The 17,866-nt window shown below is 60.7% G+C and carries 17 protein-coding genes; 5 read left to right on the top strand and 12 right to left on the bottom strand.

Features of this window, described 5'->3' with window-relative positions; translation table 11 throughout:
* Positions 1-48 precede the first annotated feature (48 nt).
* The 6 genes from ilvD to AB9L16_RS24530 form a co-directional block, all read right to left on the bottom strand.
* On the bottom strand, positions 49-1,890 hold the full coding sequence (gene ilvD / locus AB9L16_RS24555; RefSeq protein ID WP_024014684.1) for a dihydroxy-acid dehydratase: 1,842 nt from the start codon (positions 1,888-1,890) through the stop codon (positions 49-51).
* A 256-nt stretch (positions 1,891-2,146) separates the two neighbouring features.
* Positions 2,147-3,379 (bottom strand): MFS transporter, encoded by a 1,233-nt coding sequence (locus tag AB9L16_RS24550; RefSeq protein WP_375122828.1) that lies wholly within the window; start codon positions 3,377-3,379, stop codon positions 2,147-2,149.
* On the bottom strand, positions 3,372-4,349 hold the full coding sequence (locus AB9L16_RS24545) for a diiron oxygenase (RefSeq protein ID WP_150636946.1): 978 nt from the start codon (positions 4,347-4,349) through the stop codon (positions 3,372-3,374). Before AB9L16_RS24545 ends, AB9L16_RS24550 begins: the two co-directional genes overlap by 8 nt.
* On the bottom strand, positions 4,346-5,419 hold the full coding sequence (locus AB9L16_RS24540) for a SagB family peptide dehydrogenase (RefSeq protein WP_375122827.1): 1,074 nt from the start codon (positions 5,417-5,419) through the stop codon (positions 4,346-4,348). Before AB9L16_RS24540 ends, AB9L16_RS24545 begins: the two co-directional genes overlap by 4 nt.
* Positions 5,420-5,871: 452 nt before the next feature.
* Positions 5,872-7,068 carry a class I SAM-dependent rRNA methyltransferase gene (locus tag AB9L16_RS24535; protein WP_016772700.1) on the bottom strand — a complete coding sequence of 399 codons (1,197 nt, stop codon included), beginning with the start codon at positions 7,066-7,068 and terminating at the stop codon, positions 5,872-5,874.
* 162 nt (positions 7,069-7,230) lie between these two features.
* Positions 7,231-7,770, bottom strand: coding sequence for a type 1 glutamine amidotransferase domain-containing protein (locus AB9L16_RS24530; RefSeq protein ID WP_064364734.1), 540 nt, complete (start codon positions 7,768-7,770; stop codon positions 7,231-7,233).
* Between the two features lie 228 nt (positions 7,771-7,998).
* On the opposite strand from AB9L16_RS24530, the gene AB9L16_RS24525 reads away from it, so the two are divergent.
* The 3 genes from AB9L16_RS24525 to AB9L16_RS24515 are packed head-to-tail and all read left to right on the top strand — an operon-like array spanning position 7,999 to position 10,016.
* A complete protein-coding gene (locus AB9L16_RS24525) occupies positions 7,999-8,811 on the top strand; it encodes an HDOD domain-containing protein (RefSeq protein WP_161984078.1) in 813 nt (270 codons plus the stop codon).
* Positions 8,812-8,823: 12 nt separating this feature from the next.
* Entirely contained in the window at positions 8,824-9,636 is an 813-nt protein-coding gene (gene mutM / locus AB9L16_RS24520; RefSeq protein WP_150743578.1) for a bifunctional DNA-formamidopyrimidine glycosylase/DNA-(apurinic or apyrimidinic site) lyase, read from the top strand.
* A gap of 56 nt (positions 9,637-9,692) precedes the next feature.
* A complete protein-coding gene (locus AB9L16_RS24515) occupies positions 9,693-10,016 on the top strand; it encodes a multidrug transporter (protein ID WP_252877061.1) in 324 nt (107 codons plus the stop codon).
* Between the two features lie 125 nt (positions 10,017-10,141).
* Here the strand turns inward: AB9L16_RS24515 and AB9L16_RS24510 are convergent, their stop codons facing one another.
* The 5 genes from AB9L16_RS24510 to AB9L16_RS24490 form a co-directional block, all read right to left on the bottom strand.
* Complete coding sequence (locus AB9L16_RS24510; RefSeq protein WP_003195146.1) at positions 10,142-10,393, bottom strand: YfhL family 4Fe-4S dicluster ferredoxin; 252 nt, start codon at positions 10,391-10,393, stop codon at positions 10,142-10,144.
* Between the two features lie 148 nt (positions 10,394-10,541).
* Positions 10,542-11,021: a pantetheine-phosphate adenylyltransferase gene (gene coaD / locus AB9L16_RS24505; RefSeq protein ID WP_003229157.1), complete on the bottom strand. Its 480-nt coding sequence runs from the start codon at positions 11,019-11,021 to the stop codon at positions 10,542-10,544.
* Between the two features lie 115 nt (positions 11,022-11,136).
* Positions 11,137-12,732: a GMC family oxidoreductase N-terminal domain-containing protein gene (locus tag AB9L16_RS24500; protein WP_375122825.1), complete on the bottom strand. Its 1,596-nt coding sequence runs from the start codon at positions 12,730-12,732 to the stop codon at positions 11,137-11,139.
* 131 nt (positions 12,733-12,863) lie between these two features.
* Positions 12,864-13,409, bottom strand: a complete 546-nt coding sequence (locus AB9L16_RS24495; protein WP_375122824.1) for a twin-arginine translocation pathway signal protein — start codon at positions 13,407-13,409, stop codon at positions 12,864-12,866.
* Positions 13,410-13,438: 29 nt separating this feature from the next.
* The gene (locus tag AB9L16_RS24490; RefSeq protein ID WP_375122823.1) at positions 13,439-14,869 is read right to left on the bottom strand and encodes a coniferyl aldehyde dehydrogenase; all 1,431 of its coding nucleotides are present in this window, start codon (positions 14,867-14,869) and stop codon (positions 13,439-13,441) included.
* Between the two features lie 147 nt (positions 14,870-15,016).
* Here AB9L16_RS24490 and AB9L16_RS24485 point away from each other — a divergent pair, with 147 nt between their 5' ends.
* On the top strand, positions 15,017-15,688 hold the full coding sequence (locus AB9L16_RS24485) for a TetR/AcrR family transcriptional regulator (protein WP_016772708.1): 672 nt from the start codon (positions 15,017-15,019) through the stop codon (positions 15,686-15,688).
* 31 nt (positions 15,689-15,719) lie between these two features.
* On the top strand, positions 15,720-16,574 hold the full coding sequence (locus AB9L16_RS24480; protein WP_375122821.1) for a sulfurtransferase: 855 nt from the start codon (positions 15,720-15,722) through the stop codon (positions 16,572-16,574).
* A 252-nt stretch (positions 16,575-16,826) separates the two neighbouring features.
* Here the strand turns inward: AB9L16_RS24480 and AB9L16_RS24475 are convergent, their stop codons facing one another.
* Positions 16,827-17,834, bottom strand: a complete 1,008-nt coding sequence (locus tag AB9L16_RS24475; protein WP_375122820.1) for a hydrolase — start codon at positions 17,832-17,834, stop codon at positions 16,827-16,829.
* Positions 17,835-17,866: the final 32 nt, after the last annotated feature.

Genomic DNA, 17,866 nt, shown 5'->3' with positions numbered 1-17,866 from the left:
GATCAGCCCCGCACATGGCGGGGCATTTTTGCATCGGCGATTTGACGGTTACAGCCCGTCGAGCATCGCTTTGTTGCGCACCGCGCCCTTGTCGGCACTGGTCGCCAGCAGGGCGTAGGCCTTGAGCGCGGTGGTCACTTTGCGTGGACGCACCTCGACCGGTTTCCAGCCTTTCTTGTCCTGCTCGGCGCGGCGTGCCGCCAGTTCTTCGTCGCTGACCAACAGGTTGATCGAGCGGTTCGGAATGTCGATCAGCACCTTGTCGCCATCCTGCACCAGACCAATCGCGCCGCCGGCCGCAGCCTCTGGCGAAGCGTGACCGATTGACAGGCCGGAAGTACCGCCGGAGAAACGCCCGTCGGTGAGCAGCGCACAGGCTTTGCCCAGACCTTTGGATTTCAGGTAGGACGTCGGGTAGAGCATTTCCTGCATGCCCGGGCCGCCTTTCGGGCCTTCGTAGCGAATGATGACGATGTCGCCTTCCTTCACTTCGTCAGCGAGGATGCCGCGCACGGCGCTGTCCTGACTTTCGAAAATTTTCGCGTTGCCTTCGAAGACGTGGATCGACTCATCGACCCCGGCGGTTTTCACCACGCAACCGTCCTGCGCGATGTTGCCGTACAGCACGGCGAGGCCGCCTTCTTTCGAATAGGCGTGCTCGAAGCTGCGGATGCAGCCGTTTTCACGATCGTCGTCGAGGGTTTCCCAACGGGTCGACTGGCTGAACGCGGTCTGGGTCGGAATGCCCGCAGGACCTGCCTTGAAGAAGTGATGCACGGCTTCGTCGCTGGTCTGGGTAATGTCCCACTTGGCGATGGCTTCTTCCATGCTGCGGCTGTGTACGGTCGGCAGGTCGGTGTGCAGCAGGCCGCCACGGGCCAGCGAACCGAGGATGCTGAAAATGCCGCCGGCGCGGTGCACGTCTTCCATGTGGTACTTCTGGATGTTCGGTGCGACTTTGCACAGCTGCGGCACGCTGCGCGAGAGACGGTCGATGTCGCGCAGGTCAAAATCGATCTCGGCTTCCTGGGCGGCTGCGAGCAAGTGCAGGATGGTGTTGGTCGAACCGCCCATGGCGATGTCGAGCATCATCGCGTTCTCGAACGCCTTGAAGTTGGCGATGTTGCGCGGCAGCACGGAGTCATCGTTCTCGCCGTAGTAACGCTTGCACAGCTCGACGATGGTGCGACCGGCCTGCAGGAACAGCTGTTCGCGGTCGCTGTGAGTGGCCAGAGTGGAACCGTTGCCCGGCAAGGCCAGACCCAGTGCTTCGGTCAGACAGTTCATCGAGTTGGCGGTGAACATGCCGGAGCACGAACCACAGGTTGGACAGGCGCTACGCTCGTACTCGGCGACTTTCTCGTCAGAAGCGCTGGAGTCGGCGGCGATCACCATGGCGTCGACGAGGTCGAGGCCGTGGGAGGCGAGTTTGGTCTTGCCGGCTTCCATCGGGCCACCGGAAACGAAGATCACCGGAATGTTCAGGCGCAGCGCGGCCATCAGCATGCCCGGGGTGATCTTGTCGCAGTTGGAAATGCACACGATAGCGTCGGCGCAGTGGGCATTGACCATGTACTCGACGGAGTCGGCGATGATCTCGCGACTCGGCAGCGAATACAGCATGCCGTCGTGGCCCATGGCGATGCCGTCATCGACGGCGATGGTGTTGAATTCCTTGGCCACGCCACCGGCGCGTTCGATCTCGCGGGCGACCAGCTGACCCAGGTCCTTCAGGTGCACATGCCCCGGGACGAACTGGGTGAACGAGTTGGCGATGGCAATGATCGGCTTCTTGAAGTCGTCATCTTTCATGCCGGTGGCGCGCCACAGTGCGCGGGCGCCGGCCATGTTGCGGCCGTGGGTGGATGTTTTCGAGCGGTAATCTGGCATGGAGCACTCCGGGCGGCTAATCACGTACTAAAGGGGAGTGAGCTTCTGTTGACCTCTGAAACACCCGAAAAATGGCCGTGTGTCCGGAAGCTGCCGATGACGTTGCGGGATCGCCGCTGGTCTCAGCCTGAGCTCATAAACCCGCCGGGGATGAATGGCGATGAATGAGGCGATTCTACACCGCTGGCGTCGCGAGGGAATGGCGCAAAGCGTTGTTCCCCCGCTGAAGAGGCACGCGGGATGACGACTGGCAGGATCAGTGGTCGCCTCCCGGCATCACCGGATTGCTGCGCAGGTCGCTGACGCGACGGCCAATCACGCTGTTGAGCAACAGCGATACGCCGCTCAACACCACGAAGCCGTAACCCAGCGTCGCTTGCAGGTTGGCCGGGCCGAGGCTGATCAAGGCGCTGACCAGCCCGCCACAGATAAAGATGATGGTGCTGCCGGCAGACGCCGATGCGCCGGCATTTTCGGCAAACAGGCTCATGGCGCGGGAGGTAGCCGGTGGCCGGGAAATGGTCGTGCCCACCGTGCAGATGAGCATTGGAATCAGCACCGTCGCAGCTGACAAATCATGGTTGGCGGCCAGATAGAGCATTACCAGTCCCGAGAGCAGGATCAGACTCAGCCCGGTAAAAATCTGCTGTTGCGCATTGATATGCCGGTTCAGCACGCTGGCGAGCACGCCGCCAAAGACATAGGCGGCGCCGTAGATCAGCAGGATCAAGGCGAAATCGTAAGGTGCCATCTGCAGCTGCTCCATGAAGATCAGCGGGGAAATGACGATGAAGGAAAAGTGGCAAGCGAAAGCGAATGCGGAAATCAGCCAACAGCCGACAAATTCGAAATTGCCCAAGACGCGCTGATAGGACTGGATGAAGCCAAGGCGGCTGGGATCATGAGGAGGACGGCTGTTATCGAGCAATCGCCAGGTCTTGATCAGAACTGCTGCGGCCAGGGCGATGAAGACCCAGAAGCTGCCGCGCCAGCCGAGCGTGGCCTGCAGAAACGTGCCCGCCAATGGTGATACCGAAATGAAGATGCCCGTTGCGGTGACCATCAGGATCCGCAGGCGATCACGCTCGTTGCCTTCGAACAGATCCTGCACCAGTGCCTGGGACAGCACGAAGCAACCGCATCCCAGCGCCTGCATCACCCGGAAAATCAGGAACAGCGTGTAGTCATTGCTCAGCACGCAGCCAAGTGCGCCGAGCAGCGACACGCTCATGCCGGCAAGCAGCAGACCTTTGCGCCCGATCACATCTGACAGCGGGCCGATCAATAACTGGGCAAATGCGATGCCCACGGCAAACAGACTGATCGACAGCGCGATGTCGTTAGACGATCGGCCAAAGTGTGCTGCCAACGCCGGAAAGGAAGGCAGCAGCACATCCAGCGGAAACACGCCAAGCAGGATCATCGCCAGCAGCAGGCTGATTGCTCCGCGCTGTTGTCGGCGGGTGGTTGCACGGCTGTGTTTATCCATCGATCAATCCTGCTTTGGCGAAGAGTGTCTGGTTATGGGGCAATGCAAAGAAGCCGGCCTTGTGCAGGGCCTCCACAGTAGGTTTGCAGCCTGCGCGTGCACGAGCGCGGTTGGCCTGCACCGTTGCCGTGCCGCCGACAATCTCCATCACGTCGATCTCGGCAATACCGGCCGAACGCAGGCTTTGTTGCAGCCAGCCTTCATCTGCTTCGAAGAAGATGGAAATGATCTCCACGAGGGTCTTGCTGGCGAACAGGCGTTGACGACTGTTCATCGCAATCCAGAAGTAATGGAAGGCTTCGGCGAAATAGCGGCTGTGCCGGGCTTCGTCGGCAAGGTGATCACGCAACATGTCACTCACACTGGATACCAGCGTGTCGCGGCAGACCTCCAGCAACTCGCGGGCAATGATGGTTTCCGAGACAAATCCCAGCAGGAACCAGGCCAATGCACGGTTTTTCTCCGGCGTGCGCGCGATCAAAGCGTTCATGCGGCTGATCCGCTTCGGAATGACCGGTCGCCGGGTGATGCCGTAGAGCGCAGCGATCTGCTCGGCAATCTGGTTGGAAAACAGCGCGTGGTAGCCCTCGTCGGTATACAGCTGCAGTGCCGCATGTTTCATCGGTAGCGGTATATAAATGGGCAGTTCGCGGTGCACGATGACTTCCACCGCGCGGTTGACGATGCGGTGTTCGAGCAGGGTGGTGTAGTCGAGGAAATACACCAGATGATTGGCGGTAAGGCGGTGCAGGGTTTCGCGACCTTTGGCCTGGATGGCCGGATGCGCCAGATAGGGCACAAAGGCCGGGGGTAACCAGTAGCGGGTTTGCAATTGCTGCTCGACATCGCCCGGTAACCGATAGTCATGGACACTGCTGCGTACCGATGCACGGTTCTCCCAGCCTGGAAGCGTGAATTTGAGCGACCATGACACCGGGGCTTCGCTCTCGTCCATAGCCGTGGGAATCATGACTGTGCTCCGCTGAGCAGATCACGCATTTCCTGGCACATGGCCTGGCCATCGCTTTGTCCGCAACCGACGAAGAACAACGGTTGCTCGGCGCTGTCCGCGATGCCGAGCAGGGTTTCAATCTGTGCGTCGGCAAACGCGCCGGTCAACCAGGTGTTCAACCCCAGCGTCGTCGCTACCAGTTGAAAGGTTTGCGAGAGATGACCGGCCTCGATGAAGGCCATGCGATAGGCACGCGAGTGCTCGTACTTCCACCAGAGACGATCAAACCTTGCAGTGATGAACACGCCCAGTGGCAGGTTGTTGATGAAATGCTGGCCGCCGAGCAATTGACCCAGCTCCGGATCCGGCAGCGCATTGATCCGACTCAGGGCGTGTTCGGCAGGGTGATAGGCGTAGATGCCGGGTTCCAGTCCGCTGACATTTTGCGCCAGGACAAATCCCTCACAGGCGTTCAGTCCGCCGCCGGACGGGCAGCTTCGGCGTGCCTCCAGACCCGGTGCGACCGGATCGTCGTGGGCATTGTCGCGTGGGGGAAGATAGCCGATGGTCAAATACAGCAGCGTGCCAACCTCATCCAGTGTCACCGCTGCACCGGTGTAGGAACGACAGGTTTTGCGCCTCATCAGGGCCTGAGTCAGGCTGTCATCATCAATGGCGCCCGGTACGGGCAGGGTAATCAGGGGCTGCACTGATCGCCGCGCCCGGGTGTCTGCAGGTTCTGGCTTCGCCAGCACTTCGCTGCAGTGCGCCAGATATTGCCTGGACCACTCGTGGATATTCCGAGGCGTATGTGCGCTAGGTATGTTTTGTGTGCCGATGTGATAGATCTTCGACAATTCATCCCAGCCCCAATTCGGACTGTCTATTTTTGAAGTTATTAAAATGCCGGCGTCCAGAAGTTGTGTGTCTATTATGTTGTTCGGGTCAAATATATCAGGGTTGTGTATAAGGCTGGCGAGGCGATGGGAGTATTCAAGATCAAGTTCGTGTTGAGTGTGGTTCTTGTAGTTCCAGACAACTTGTCCAGGCGGGCGCGGCAATATAAAAAGAAAAGGATTGATATACATGGGCTCAGGTCACTCGGGAAAAAGTCTGATGGACGCCAGAGTGCCGGCACTCTCCGGCGTCCAGGCTTACTTAGCGGCCGGTGGCTGCAACCAGAAAGGCCAGGTTGGCGAGTTTGTCTGTTTCGAGATAAATGGTTTTCATGATGTGAACTCCTTGTTCGTTGGTAGTTGAGTCGCTTCGTTGCGACAACTTCATATTAGTTTGTAATCGAATATTGGCAAGCGGATATTAAGTAGGAATATTCCAGTAATTTTGTCGGAGTGATCTTTTGCAGGAGGCTTACTGTGTAGGTTTAATTTCCATGATTGACAGGCATGACGAAACTTCCTGCAAGGCAGCGAGAAAGAAGTTGTAGGAAGAGGGCAGGACACTCATGTCGAGTGTGAAAAAACGGGGGGAGGGCGCGCAAAAAAAACGGGGAGCTCATTGGCTCCCCGGTGTTCAAGCGCAATCAGCTGTTGGGCAGCAGACGGCAGGTGATGCTTTTGATGTAACGGGTTTCAGCGATGGCCGGATGCACCGGATGATCCGGACCCTGACCGCCACGCTCGAGCATCTGGATATTGCGGTCCAGGTGACGGGCACTGGTCAGCAGGATGTTCTGCAGATCATCTTCCGGCAGGTGCATGGAGCACGAAGCACTGACCAGAATGCCGTCCTTGGTCAGCAGGCGCATGGCTTGCTCGTTCAGACGACGGTAGGCGCCTTCGCCATTCTTCATGTCTTTCTTGCGTTTGATGAACGCTGGCGGATCGGCAACGATCACGTCGAAACGCTCTTCGCTGGCTTTCAGTTCCTTCAGCGCTTCAAAGACATCGCCTTCGATGCAGGTCATCTTGTCAGCGAAACCGTTCAGCGCAGCGTTGCGCTCTACACCGTCGAGGGCGAATGCGGAGGCGTCGACGCAGAACACTTCGCTGGCGCCGAACGCGGCGGCCTGCACGCCCCAGCCACCGATATAGCTATAGAGGTCGAGCACGCGTTTGCCTTTGGCGTAGGGTGCCAGGCGCGCGCGGTTCATTCGGTGGTCGTAGAACCAGCCGGTTTTCTGACCTTGAATGACGGGTGCCTCGAACTTCACGCCGTTTTCTTCCAGCGCTACCCACTCCGGCACCAGACCGAACACGGTTTCGACATAACGGTTGAGGCCTTCGGCGTCGCGGGCTGCGGAGTCGTTCTTGAACAGGATGCCGCTTGGCTTGAGCACCTGGGTCAACGCGGCGATCACGTCGTCCTTGTGCGCTTCCATGGTCGCCGAGGCGATCTGCACCACAAGAATGTCGCCGAAACGATCGACCACCAGACCCGGCAGCAGGTCGGAGTCGCCGTAGACCAGACGATAGAACGGCTTGTCGAACAGACGCTCGCGCAACGACAGCGCGACGTTCAGACGGTGCACCAGCAACGACTTGTCGAGTGCCAGTTTGATGTCGCGCGACAGCAGGCGCGCGCAGATCAGGTTGTTCGGGCTCATGGCGACGATGCCCAACGGCTTGCCGCCAGCGGCTTCGAGCACCGCCTGATCGCCGGCCTTGAAGCCGTGCAGAGGCGTGGCGGCCACGTCGATTTCGTTGCTGTAGACCCACAAGTGGCCGTTGCGCAGGCGACGGTCGGCGTTGGCTTTGAGGCGCAGGCTAGGCAGGGACATGACGTCGCTCCGGAAAAAAGAGCGGGAGTATAGCGTGTTGACGCGTGCTCCGGTCTGGCCTGCGATGAAAAGCGGATGGCCCCTTCGCGAGCAGGCTCGCTCCCACACTTGCAATGCATTCACCTGTGGGAGCGAGCCTGCTCGCGAAAGCGATTTCAGCTCTTATGCAGCCAGTGCGTCAATCAGGGCCTGACTGAACGCCGGCACATCATCCGGCTGGCGGCTGCTGATCAGGTTGCCGTCCTTGACCACTTCCTGGTCGACCCAGTTGACCCCGGCATTGACCAGATCGTCCTTGACCGTTTTGTAGCTGGTCATGGTCTTGCCATTGACCAGTCCCGCCGAGATCAGCAACCAGCTGCCGTGGCAGATTACGGCAATCGGCTTGCCCGCCGAAGCGGCAGTCTTGACCAGATGCTGAGCATCCTGGTCGATACGGATGGTGTCGGAATTTTGCACACCACCCGGCAGCAGCACGGCATCGTATTGATCGATGCTCACGGCCTGGAAGGTGTTGGCGACCGGAAAGTCGTCCGCCGGCTTGTCATGGTTCCAGCCTTTGACCGTGCCAGCCTCGGCGGAAAGGATATCGACCTGCACGCCGGCCTGCTCCAGGGCATCCTTGGGGCCGGTCAGTTCGACCTGTTCGAAACCATCGGTAACCAAAATAGCGACGCGTTTGCCATTGAGGGAAGTTGCCATCGGTAAGCTCCTGAGTCTGTGGAGATTTTGCCTTCGCAGCGAACCGTTGAGGTCCGATGCGCCCTACAGATTCCGAAGCCTGGACGCAGATGAAAGTTCCGGCGATGTGTCCATCGGTGTGTCGCCCTGCCGTTTCAGCGGTTAGAATCGCCGCCTGCCCCGGAGTGTGTACTTATGTCCCAAGAGCTGACCACCGAACAGATTCAACAATCGCTGCAAGGCATCAGTGTGCCGGCGCAACCGCAGATCATGGTGGATCTGCAAATGGAGCAGTACATGCCCGATCCGGACCTGGAGGTGATCGCCAAGCTGATCTCCCAGGACCCCGGCCTGTCCGGCGCGCTGCTGAAAATCGTCAACTCGCCGTATTACGGCCTGAGCAACAAGATCACCTCGATCCAGCGTGCGGTGAACCTGTTGGGCAGCCGCTCGATCATCAACCTGATCAACGCGCAGTCGATCAAGGGCGAGATGAACGACGACACCATCGTCACCCTCAACCGTTTCTGGGACACCGCGCAGGATGTGGCGATGACCTGCCTGACCCTGGCCAAGCGCATCGGCACCCAGGCCGGTGACGAAGCCTATGCGTTGGGCCTGTTCCACGATTGCGGCGTGCCATTGATGCTGCAGCGTTTCCCCAATTACATGACCGTGCTGGAAGAGGCCTACGCCAGCGCCAGCCCGGAATGCCGCGTGGTCGATACGGAAAACCGTGTGTTCAACACCAACCACGCCGTGGTCGGTTACTACACGGCCAAGTCCTGGCGCCTGCCGGAGCATGTCAGCGCCGCCATCGCCAACCACCACAACGCGCTGGCGATTTTCAGCGACGAATCGTCGAAGAACAGCCAGCTGAAAAACTTGCTGGCGATTCTGAAAATGGCCGAGCACATCTGCGCCTCTTATCGCGTGCTGGGCAACCAGAGCGAAGATTTCGAGTGGAACGCGGTCGGCCCGCTGGTGCTCGATTACGTCGGTCTGTCGGACTACGACTTCGAAACACTCAAACAAACGATTCGCGACCTCGGCGCGCATTGATCCGAGGACACCATGCCTGAACTGCCGGAAGTCGAAACCACCCGTCGCGGGATCGCACCGCACCTGGAAGGCCAGCGGGTCAGCCGCGTCATCGTCCGCGACCGGCGCCTGCGCTGGCCGATACCCGAAGACCTCGATGTGCGCCTGTCCGGGCAGCGCATCGTGCTGGTGGAGCGGCGCGCCAAATACCTGTTGATCAACGCCGAGATCGGCACGCTGATCAGCCATTTAGGCATGTCGGGCAACCTGCGTCTGGTCGAGGCCGGGTTGCCGGCGTTGAAGCACGAGCACGTCGATATCGAACTGGAATCGGGTCTGGCCCTGCGCTACACCGACCCGCGACGGTTCGGCGCGATGCTGTGGAGCAACGACCCGCTCAATCACGAACTGCTGATTCGCCTCGGACCGGAGCCGCTGACCGATCTGTTCGATGGCGAAAGATTGTTCAAGCTGTCACGCGGGCGCTCGATGGCGGTCAAGCCGTTCATCATGGACAACGCGGTGGTGGTCGGGGTGGGCAATATCTATGCGACCGAAGCGCTGTTCGCCGCCGGCATCGACCCGCGCCGCGAAGCCGGAAGCATTTCCCGCGGGCGTTACTTGAAACTGGCGATCGAGATCAAACGCATCCTCGCCGCCGCCATCGAGCGTGGCGGCACGACATTGCGCGATTTCATTGGCGGCGACGGTCAGCCCGGCTATTTCCAGCAGGAACTGTTTGTCTACGGCCGGGGAGGGCAGCACTGCAAGGTCTGCGGCACCGGTCTGCGTGAAGTGAAGCTCGGTCAGCGCGCCAGCGTGTTTTGCCCGCGCTGCCAGACCTGAAAAAATCCTTGGGTCTATAGTGGGAAGTCTCACTGTTCAGCCCGAAGGATCGTGCCATGAAACTCCTGCAAGTCTTCTTCGTCACGCTGCTGCTGTGTTCCAGTCTGGCTGCTCACGCCTCGGAAAACGGCAGCGGTGACCCGCGATACACCATCCAGAATCCCCCGGCCTACGCCATGCTTGGCGACCTGCTGATTGCCCGACCTTTGCTGGTGGTGGCCACGGTGATCGGTGCGGGAGCGTTTGTGGTGTCGTTGCCGTTTACCGCGCTCGGCGGCGGTGTTGGCGATGCCGGTCAGGCGCTGGTGGTCGACCCGGCGAAAGCGGCGTTTGTGCGGTGTCTGGGGTGTACAGGGGAGGGGTTCGAACAGCGCGAGTGAGCTGATCGGGTTTCAGGGGTGTGGCTGATGGCCCATTCGCGAGCAGGCTCGCTCCCACAGGAGAATGCATTGCAAATGTGGGAGCGAGCCTGCTCGCGAAGAGGGCCGGACGGGCACTGAAGAGATCAGGCCTTGCCGGTGATCTTGCGGTACTTCTCCATCAACTGTTCTTCAGTTTCCGGATGGGCTTCGTCCAGTGGAATGCAATCCACCGGGCAGACCTGCTGGCACTGCGGCTCGTCGTAGTGGCCGACGCACTGGGTGCACAGGTTCGGGTCGATCACGTAGATCTCTTCGCCTTGGGAAATGGCGGCGTTCGGGCACTCGGGTTCGCAGACGTCGCAGTTGATGCAATCGTCGGTGATGATCAGGGACATGCTAACTCCAGCCGGGGCGGCAGGCCCGGGCGCTATAAATCAATGCGCGCAATTGTGCCGCATTGACGCTCGCAGTGCACGCGGGGGCGATCAAGGGCACTCTTTGGCTGCGATCCAGAAACGAAAGGATCGCAGCCTGCGGCAGCTCCTACTTCTTGAAGCGCAGGGTCAGCGCGTCGGCCACGGCCGGGTGGACGAACTTGCTGATATCGCCGCCCAGCGCGGCAATCTCCCGCACCAGCGTCGAGGAAATGAAAGAATAACGCTCCGACGGTGTGAGAAACAGGCTCTCCACATCCGGTGCCAGTTGGCGGTTCATGTTGGCCAGCTGGAATTCGTATTCGAAGTCCGAGACCGCGCGCAGACCACGCAGGAACACATTGGCGTTCTGCTCTTTGGCGAAATGCGCGAGCAGCGTCGAGAAACCGACCACTTCCACGTTCGGCAGGTGTTTGGTGACCTCGCGAGCCAGTTCGACCCGTTGTTCCAGTGGGAACAGCGGGTTCTTTTTCGGGCTGGCGGCGACCGCAATGATCACGTGATCGAACAGGCGCGAGGCGCGTTCGACCAGATCGCCATGGCCCTTGGTAATAGGGTCGAAGGTACCTGGGTACAACACTCGGTTCATCGCGTCGTCCTGGCGGGAGTCCGTTGGGGAGTCGGATGGTATCGCAGCCTTCCCGGTCGGCCAAGTCGCCTGTTGGGTAAGAAAGCACTATAGACGATAGGAATATTCTGCTTTTTCATGGATTTTTCAGCCGATCAGCCAAGGCTGTCGCCAGTTGCGCGGTCAGGCCATACACCGACAACTGCGGGTTGGCGCCGATGCTGGTGGGGAACAGCGAGCCGTCGTGAATCGACAGATTGCTCAGTTGATGATGGCGGCCGAGGCTGTCAGCGACCGCGCTTTTCGGATCTTCACCCATCGCACAACCACCCATCACGTGGGCACTGCCCAGTCGCGTGCGGTACAGCTCCAGGCTCAACCCGTCGATCAGCGAGCGCGCCTCAGCCAGTGTCTTCACATAGCGACCGTCGGCGTGCATCGGCATGACCGATTGCGCGCCTCCGGCGAACTGGATTTCGGCCATGACGTGAAAGGCCCGGCGCAAACCGTCCCAGGCGTACTGCGAAACCTGATAGTCGAGCACCGGCGAGCCGTCGCCGCGCAGCTCCACCGAGCCACCGCTGCTGTCCGGGTGGAAGCCATCGCGCAGCAGCGCCAGCATTGCGTGGGTGTGCGGCAGGTCGGCCATGTGCCGGGCGTTCTCCCGGCCGAAACCACCCAGCAGCGTGGCCGCCAGCGCCGGGTGCAGCGGCGGCACTTCGAGTTTGAAAGCCATCGGCCCGGTGGTGCCGTCCTTCCACTGAAAATGGTCGGAATAGATCGACTGCGGCGCGCCGTAAAACGGATTGACCACCTCGGCGAAACGCGCGGCGGACATGTTCACCGGATGCAGAAAAGTACGCTTGCCCACGCGCTCATGCGGATCCGGTGCGTCGGAGCGCAGCAACAGCGCCGGGCTGTTGATGCCGCCGCCGGCCAGCACGTAATGCCGCGCCTTGACGGTGATGCTGCGCCCGGTCGGCTCGACGCAGCGTTCGTCCATCGCCACGCAATGCAGCCCGGTAACCTTGTCGCCGCTGATCAGCAGCTTCTCCACCCGCGCCAGATACAGCAGCTCGCCGCCCTTTTCCAGCGTCGCCGGGATGGTCGTGACCATCATCGATTGCTTGGCATTGCTCGGGCAGCCCATGCCGCAATAGCCCAGATTCCAGCAGCCGCGCACGTTGCGCGGGATCACGTGCCAGCTGTAGCCGAGTTGCTCGCAGCCTTTGCGGATCACATCGTTGTTGGCATTGGGCGGCACCATCCACGGCGCGACGCCGAGGCGCTGCTCCATTTTTTCGAACCACGGCGCCATCTCTGCCGGACTATGGCCTTTGACGTTGTGCTCGCTGGCCCAGTGCTCGAGGGTCGGCTCGGGTGTGCGGAAGCTCGAGGTCCAGTTGATCAGCGTCGTACCGCCGACCGCGCGGCCCTGCAGGATCGTGATCGCGCCGTCCTTGCTCATGCGCCCGATGCCTTCCTGGTAGAGGCTGCTGTAAGCCTCGTCTTCGAGCAGCTTGAAATCCGAACTGGTCTTCAGCGGGCCTTCTTCGATCAGCAGGACTTTGTAGCCGGCCGCGCTGAGGATCTCTGCCGTGGTGCCGCCGCCGGCGCCACTGCCGATGATCGCCACGTCGGCTTCGAGGGTGAGGTCGTCGCTCAGTTGCGCGCCGTTGTAGGTTTTCCAGCCTCGGGCGAGGCCTTCGCGGAAGGGATCGGGTACGGGCATCGGTCAGGTTCTCTTTATTATTCTGGATGCTGAGGTGATGCAGCAGGCCCCTTCGCGAGCAGGCTCGCTCCCACAGGGGGATGCATTTCAAATGTGGGAGCGAGCCTGCTCGCGAAGGCCGCGCCCTGGTTTCAGACCTTCGGCGGACCGGGATAACCGCAATGCGCCCAGGACTCGGCGCGGTTGTACCAGGCCATCATCACCATCTGCTGCAACGAGCTATGGCCCATGCGCAGCAAGCTCAGTGAACTGTTCTCCCAGCGTTCGAGGAAATGCCGCATCGCCTCAGGGCTGGCGTTTTCCCAACTGCCCCAGATGCCGGTGAGCGGGCCACGGGTCACGGCCATGCCGAGCACATCGAACAGTTGCCGAGTGAGCTTGAGCATTTCCGGCGACAGGTGATCGAGGCTGTAGTCCAGCGACTTCAGCGTGCCGTCTAGCGCTGCGGGCATTTCCCCGGCGGCGACGGCGCCGTCGAGCATCACCGGGATCAGCGCGCGCAGGAACAGCAGATCGCCGTCGCGCAAACTGACGAAACCGTTGGCGCTGACGCTCGACGAGCAGCCAGTGAGGCTGGCGCCAAGGCCGGCGGTGGCGAGAAACGCGCTGGCGCCGAGGCTGAATTTCAGCAGGCCACGGCGCGACAGGGCAGGTGTTTCGGTCAGGCTTGGGTGCATTGTTTTTATTACCCGGCGTCGACGAACGTTTAGCGAATGAACAGCTTCTGAATCAGTTTCTGAATCGATGTGCCGTAGGGTGGGTAGATCAGCCGGGCCGCGTTGAAGCGCTGTTTGATCAGCACGCCCTTGGCCTTGCTGAAGGTCAGGAAACCTTCGTGGCCGTGGTAATGGCCCATGCCCGAGGGGCCGATGCCACCGAAGGGCATATCGTCCTGAGCGACATGCAACAAGGTGTCGTTCAGGCATACGCCGCCGGAATGGGTCTCGTGCAGTACGCGATGCTGTTCGCGTTTGTCGTAGCCAAAGTAGTAAAGAGCCAGAGGACGAGGCCGCTGATTGATGTAAGCGAATGCCTGCTCCAGATCGCGATAAGGCACGATTGGCAGCAACGGGCCGAAGATTTCGTCCTGCATCACCGTCATCTCATCGCTGACATTGAGCAGCACGCTGTGCGGCATGCGTCGGCCCTGGCCTTGTTCGAACAACGGGATCAGCAGCGCGCCCTTGCTGGTCGCGTCGCTGACGTAACCGTTCAGTCGGGCCATCTGGCGTTCGTTGATGATCGCGGTGTAGTCGGCGTTGTCGGCCAGGGTCGGGTAGAAGCCTTTCACAGCCTGACGGTAGGCCTCGACGAAGGCGCCGACGCGGTCTTCCGGCACCAGCACATAGTCGGGCGCGACGCAGGTCTGCCCGGCGTTGAGGGTCTTGCCGAAGGCGATGCGTTCGGCGGCGTCCTTGAGCGGTACGTCTGTGGAGACGATGGCCGGCGACTTGCCGCCCAGTTCCAGGGTGACCGGCGTGAGGTTTTCCGCTGCAGCGCGCATAACGTGTTTGCCGACGCTGGTGGAACCGGTGAACAGCAAGTGATCGAAAGGCAGGCGTGAGAACGCCACGCCGATATCTGCCTCACCCAGCACCACGCAAACCAGGTCTTCGGGAAAGATCCGCGCGAGCAGCTCTTTGAGCAACAGGCCGGTGGCCGGGGTCGATTCGCTGAGCTTGAGCATCACCCGATTGCCCGCCGCCAGGGCGCCGACCATCGGCCCTACGGCCAGATACAGCGGGTAGTTCCACGGCACGATCACACCGACCACGCCCAGCGGCTGGTAAACAACCTTTGCCGAAGCAGGCTGGAAGGCCATGCCGACCTTGCGCCGCGATGGCTTCATCCAGTTCTTCAGATGACGGCTGGCGTAGTGAATGCCGTGCAGGCTCGGCATCAGTTCGGCGAGCAGGGTTTCGTCGACGCTGCGGTGACTGAAATCGGCGCTGATCGCCTCGATCAATGCCTGCCGCTCAGCGCTGAGCAGATCGCGCAAAGCCTTGAGCCATTGCTGACGTTGCGCGGCCGGCGGCATCGGGTTGGCGGCATATGCAGCCCGTTGCGCCTGGAACTGCCGATCGAGGGTTTCAAGAGGCTGTTGCAGGGTTTGCAGGTAGGCAATGTCGGCAGTCATCGCGGGCTCCGGATTTTATTGTAATGGGCACTTTTTAGAGTCTAAGCTCTAGAAAGTCAAACGACTTCCGTGCACGGCAAGGTTTTATCCATTTCCGGTTAGGTCGTAAGATGCGCCGTCTACGCACTCTGAATTAAAGCTCAAGCCATGGCCCCACGAATAAAAACCAGCGAGCGCATCGTTCAGAACAGCCTGGAGCTGTTCAATCAGCAGGGCGAGCGCAGCGTCAGCACCAACCACATCGCCGCGCACATGGAGATTTCTCCGGGCAACCTGTACTACCACTTCCCCAACAAGCAGGCGATCATCGCTGTGTTGTTCAGTGAGTACGAAGCCCTGGTGGACAGCTTTTTGCGTCCGCCTCAGGGTCGCCCGGCGACCGTCGAGGACAAGCGTTTCTATCTCAAGGAACTGCTCTCGGCCATGTGGCGTTACCGTTTTCTGCATCGCGATCTTGAGCATCTGCTCGACAGCGATGCGGAACTGGCCGCGCGTTATCGGCGCTTCTCCCAGCGCTGCGTGATCCAGGGGGCCGCTATCTACGAAGGTTTTGTCGCCGCCGGCATCCTGAAAATGGATCGCGTGCAGATCGAATCGCTGACCCTCAATGCGTGGATCATCCTGACCTCGTGGGTGCGTTTTCTGTGCACCACGCGGGAAAACTCCAACCACCTCAGCGAACAGGCCGTGAAGCGTGGCGTGTATCAGGTGCTGGTGCTTGAGGCAGGGTTTGTCACCGATCAGGCGCGGGATGAAGTCAACGCACTGTTCGACGAATTCTATGTGCCGCTGGCGCAGGCCCTTGAAGACGTGAAATAAACCGTTCAGCCGAATTCCACAGGAGCCCGTTATGTCGATTGCGCAGTTGATCAGCCCACAAGCTTTGGACGTTCGCAAAGAGCAGCCGGGGCTGGTGATTCTCGATTGTCGTTTCGCCCTCGAAGATCCGGATTACGGCCAGCGCAGCTACGCCGAAGGGCATATTGCCGGGGCGAGTTTCGCCGATCTGGAACGGGATCTGAGCGGTAAAGTCGAGAAGGGCGTGACCGGACGTCATCCGTTGCCCGAGCCGGCGGTGTTGATCGAGCGCCTGCAAGCCTGGGGCATCAGCAACGACAGCGATGTGGTTTTGTACGACGACGGCCCGGGTGCATACGCGGCGCGGGCGTGGTGGTTGCTGGCATGGCTGGGCAAGCGCGACGGCGTATTCATTCTCGATGGCGGGCTCAAGGTCTGGCACGCGGCCGGCCTGCCGCTGAGCCTGGATCCGCCGAGCGTGACGTCGGGTAACTTCAGTGGTCAGCCGGACATGAGCCTGTTGCTCAGCGCCGAACAATTGCAGCAGCGCCTCGGCCAGCCAACCCTGACCCTGCTCGACGCCCGCGCCTTGCCGCGCTTCAAGGGCGAAGTGGAACCGATCGATCCGGTCGCCGGGCACATTCCCGGCGCGCAGTGCGCGGCGTTCACCGACAACCTCGGCAGTGATGGACGTTTTTTGCCGGCGGAGCAGCTCAAGCAGCGCTTTGCGGCGAAGCTGGGTGATCGCTCACCGTCGGAACTGGTCGCCTACTGCGGGTCCGGGGTAACGGCGTGTCATAACCTGTTTGCACTGTGCCTGGCTGGCTACCCGCTGGGGGCGCTGTATGCCGGATCGTGGAGCGAGTGGATCAACGAACCGTCGCGCGGCATTGCCACCGGCGAATAAACACAGCGATCTCCTGTAGGAGTGAGCCTGCTCGCGATGGCGGTATGTCTGTGAGTTAAATGCCAACTGACTCACCGCTTTCGCGAGCAGGCTCGCTCCCACATTGAATCAGGTTGTGCCATGCATTTTCATGCCGACACAAATCCCTGTGGGAGCGAGCCTGCTCGCGAAGGCGTCCTGTCAGGCATTGAATTTCCAGACTGACCCACCGCCATCGCGAGCAGGCTCACTCCTGCAAGGGATATGCGGCGTTCATTGACCGAGTGCGGCCAGCCATTGTGGTATGCGCCGCTCCAGGTAATACCCGGGCTGGCGAAACGAGCCGTCGACGAAACCGACATGACCGCCACGCGTTTGCAATTCGAACTGGGTGCAGGCTGACAACTCATCGGCTTGCGGCAGGCTGTGGGGAAATACGAACGGATCATCCGCTGCCTGAATGATCAGCGTCGGCGTGCGGATCTCGCCTAGGTAGTAGCGGCTCGAGGCGCGGCGGTAGTAATCCTCGGCATCGGTGAAACCATGCAGCGGCGCGGTGACCCGGCCGTCGAAATCCCAGAACGTACGCATGTTTTCCAGCGAGCCGAGCGCGGCCAGTTTCGCCAGGCCGTCTTCGCGCCCGTCATGCTGGAACTGGCGCTGCTTGTTCTTGATGTAGGCGACCATTTCGCGCATGAAATGCGCCTGATAAACCCGCGAAAACCCCTGGCCGATACGATCGGCACATTGATCGAGGCGGAACGGTACCGACACCGCCACCGCGCCGAGCACACCGCTGTTGCTGCCGGTTTCACCGAGATGCTTGAGCAGCACATTACCGCCCAGCGAATAGCCGACCGCGTACAACGGCGCCAACGGTCGTTTCGCGCGCAGGTGCTGGATGGCTTCGGCAAGGTCTTCGCTGGCGCCGGAGTGGTAGCTGCGCGGCAACAGATTCGGCTCGCCGGAACAACCGCGCCAGTTCAGCGCGACGCTGGCCCAGCCCTGCTCGGCCAAGGCCTTTTGAATGCCCGCCACATAGGGCGAATTGGATGAGCCGGTCAAACCGTGCAGCACCAGTACCAACGGCGCCTCGGCGCTGTGCGGGCCGTGCCAGTCGAGGTCGAGGAAGTCGCCGTCCTCGAGCCACAGGCGTTCGCGTTCGCGCTCGATGTGCACGGTCTTGCGCCACAGCGGACCCCACAGGGTTTGCAGATGCGGATTGCCGAGGCCGAAGGCCGGAACGAAACGCGAGGCGGGAAGCGGGGACGGTGAATGCACGGCAAATCTCGACAGGTCTTGCGTAAAGCGAC

The sequence above is a fragment of the Pseudomonas sp. LW8 genome (genome assembly GCF_041956865.1).
In the GTDB taxonomy this organism is placed as follows: Bacteria; Pseudomonadota; Gammaproteobacteria; order Pseudomonadales; family Pseudomonadaceae; genus Aquipseudomonas; species Aquipseudomonas siliginis.
This window is presented reverse-complemented; position numbering and strand designations above follow the sequence as displayed.

Coding starts and splice junctions, on each gene's coding strand:
- ilvD (WP_024014684.1), bottom strand. CDS start 1,890: ATGCCAGATTACCGCTCGAAAACATCCACCCACGGCCGCAACATGGCC.
- AB9L16_RS24550 (WP_375122828.1), bottom strand. CDS start 3,379: ATGGATAAACACAGCCGTGCAACCACCCGCCGACAACAGCGCGGAGCA.
- AB9L16_RS24545 (WP_150636946.1), bottom strand. CDS start 4,349: ATGATTCCCACGGCTATGGACGAGAGCGAAGCCCCGGTGTCATGGTCG.
- AB9L16_RS24540 (WP_375122827.1), bottom strand. CDS start 5,419: ATGTATATCAATCCTTTTCTTTTTATATTGCCGCGCCCGCCTGGACAA.
- AB9L16_RS24535 (WP_016772700.1), bottom strand. CDS start 7,068: ATGTCCCTGCCTAGCCTGCGCCTCAAAGCCAACGCCGACCGTCGCCTG.
- AB9L16_RS24530 (WP_064364734.1), bottom strand. CDS start 7,770: ATGGCAACTTCCCTCAATGGCAAACGCGTCGCTATTTTGGTTACCGAT.
- mutM (WP_150743578.1), top strand. CDS start 8,824: ATGCCTGAACTGCCGGAAGTCGAAACCACCCGTCGCGGGATCGCACCG.
- AB9L16_RS24515 (WP_252877061.1), top strand. CDS start 9,693: ATGAAACTCCTGCAAGTCTTCTTCGTCACGCTGCTGCTGTGTTCCAGT.
- AB9L16_RS24510 (WP_003195146.1), bottom strand. CDS start 10,393: ATGTCCCTGATCATCACCGACGATTGCATCAACTGCGACGTCTGCGAA.
- coaD (WP_003229157.1), bottom strand. CDS start 11,021: ATGAACCGAGTGTTGTACCCAGGTACCTTCGACCCTATTACCAAGGGC.
- AB9L16_RS24500 (WP_375122825.1), bottom strand. CDS start 12,732: ATGCCCGTACCCGATCCCTTCCGCGAAGGCCTCGCCCGAGGCTGGAAA.
- AB9L16_RS24495 (WP_375122824.1), bottom strand. CDS start 13,409: ATGCACCCAAGCCTGACCGAAACACCTGCCCTGTCGCGCCGTGGCCTG.
- AB9L16_RS24490 (WP_375122823.1), bottom strand. CDS start 14,869: ATGACTGCCGACATTGCCTACCTGCAAACCCTGCAACAGCCTCTTGAA.
- AB9L16_RS24485 (WP_016772708.1), top strand. CDS start 15,017: ATGGCCCCACGAATAAAAACCAGCGAGCGCATCGTTCAGAACAGCCTG.
- AB9L16_RS24480 (WP_375122821.1), top strand. CDS start 15,720: ATGTCGATTGCGCAGTTGATCAGCCCACAAGCTTTGGACGTTCGCAAA.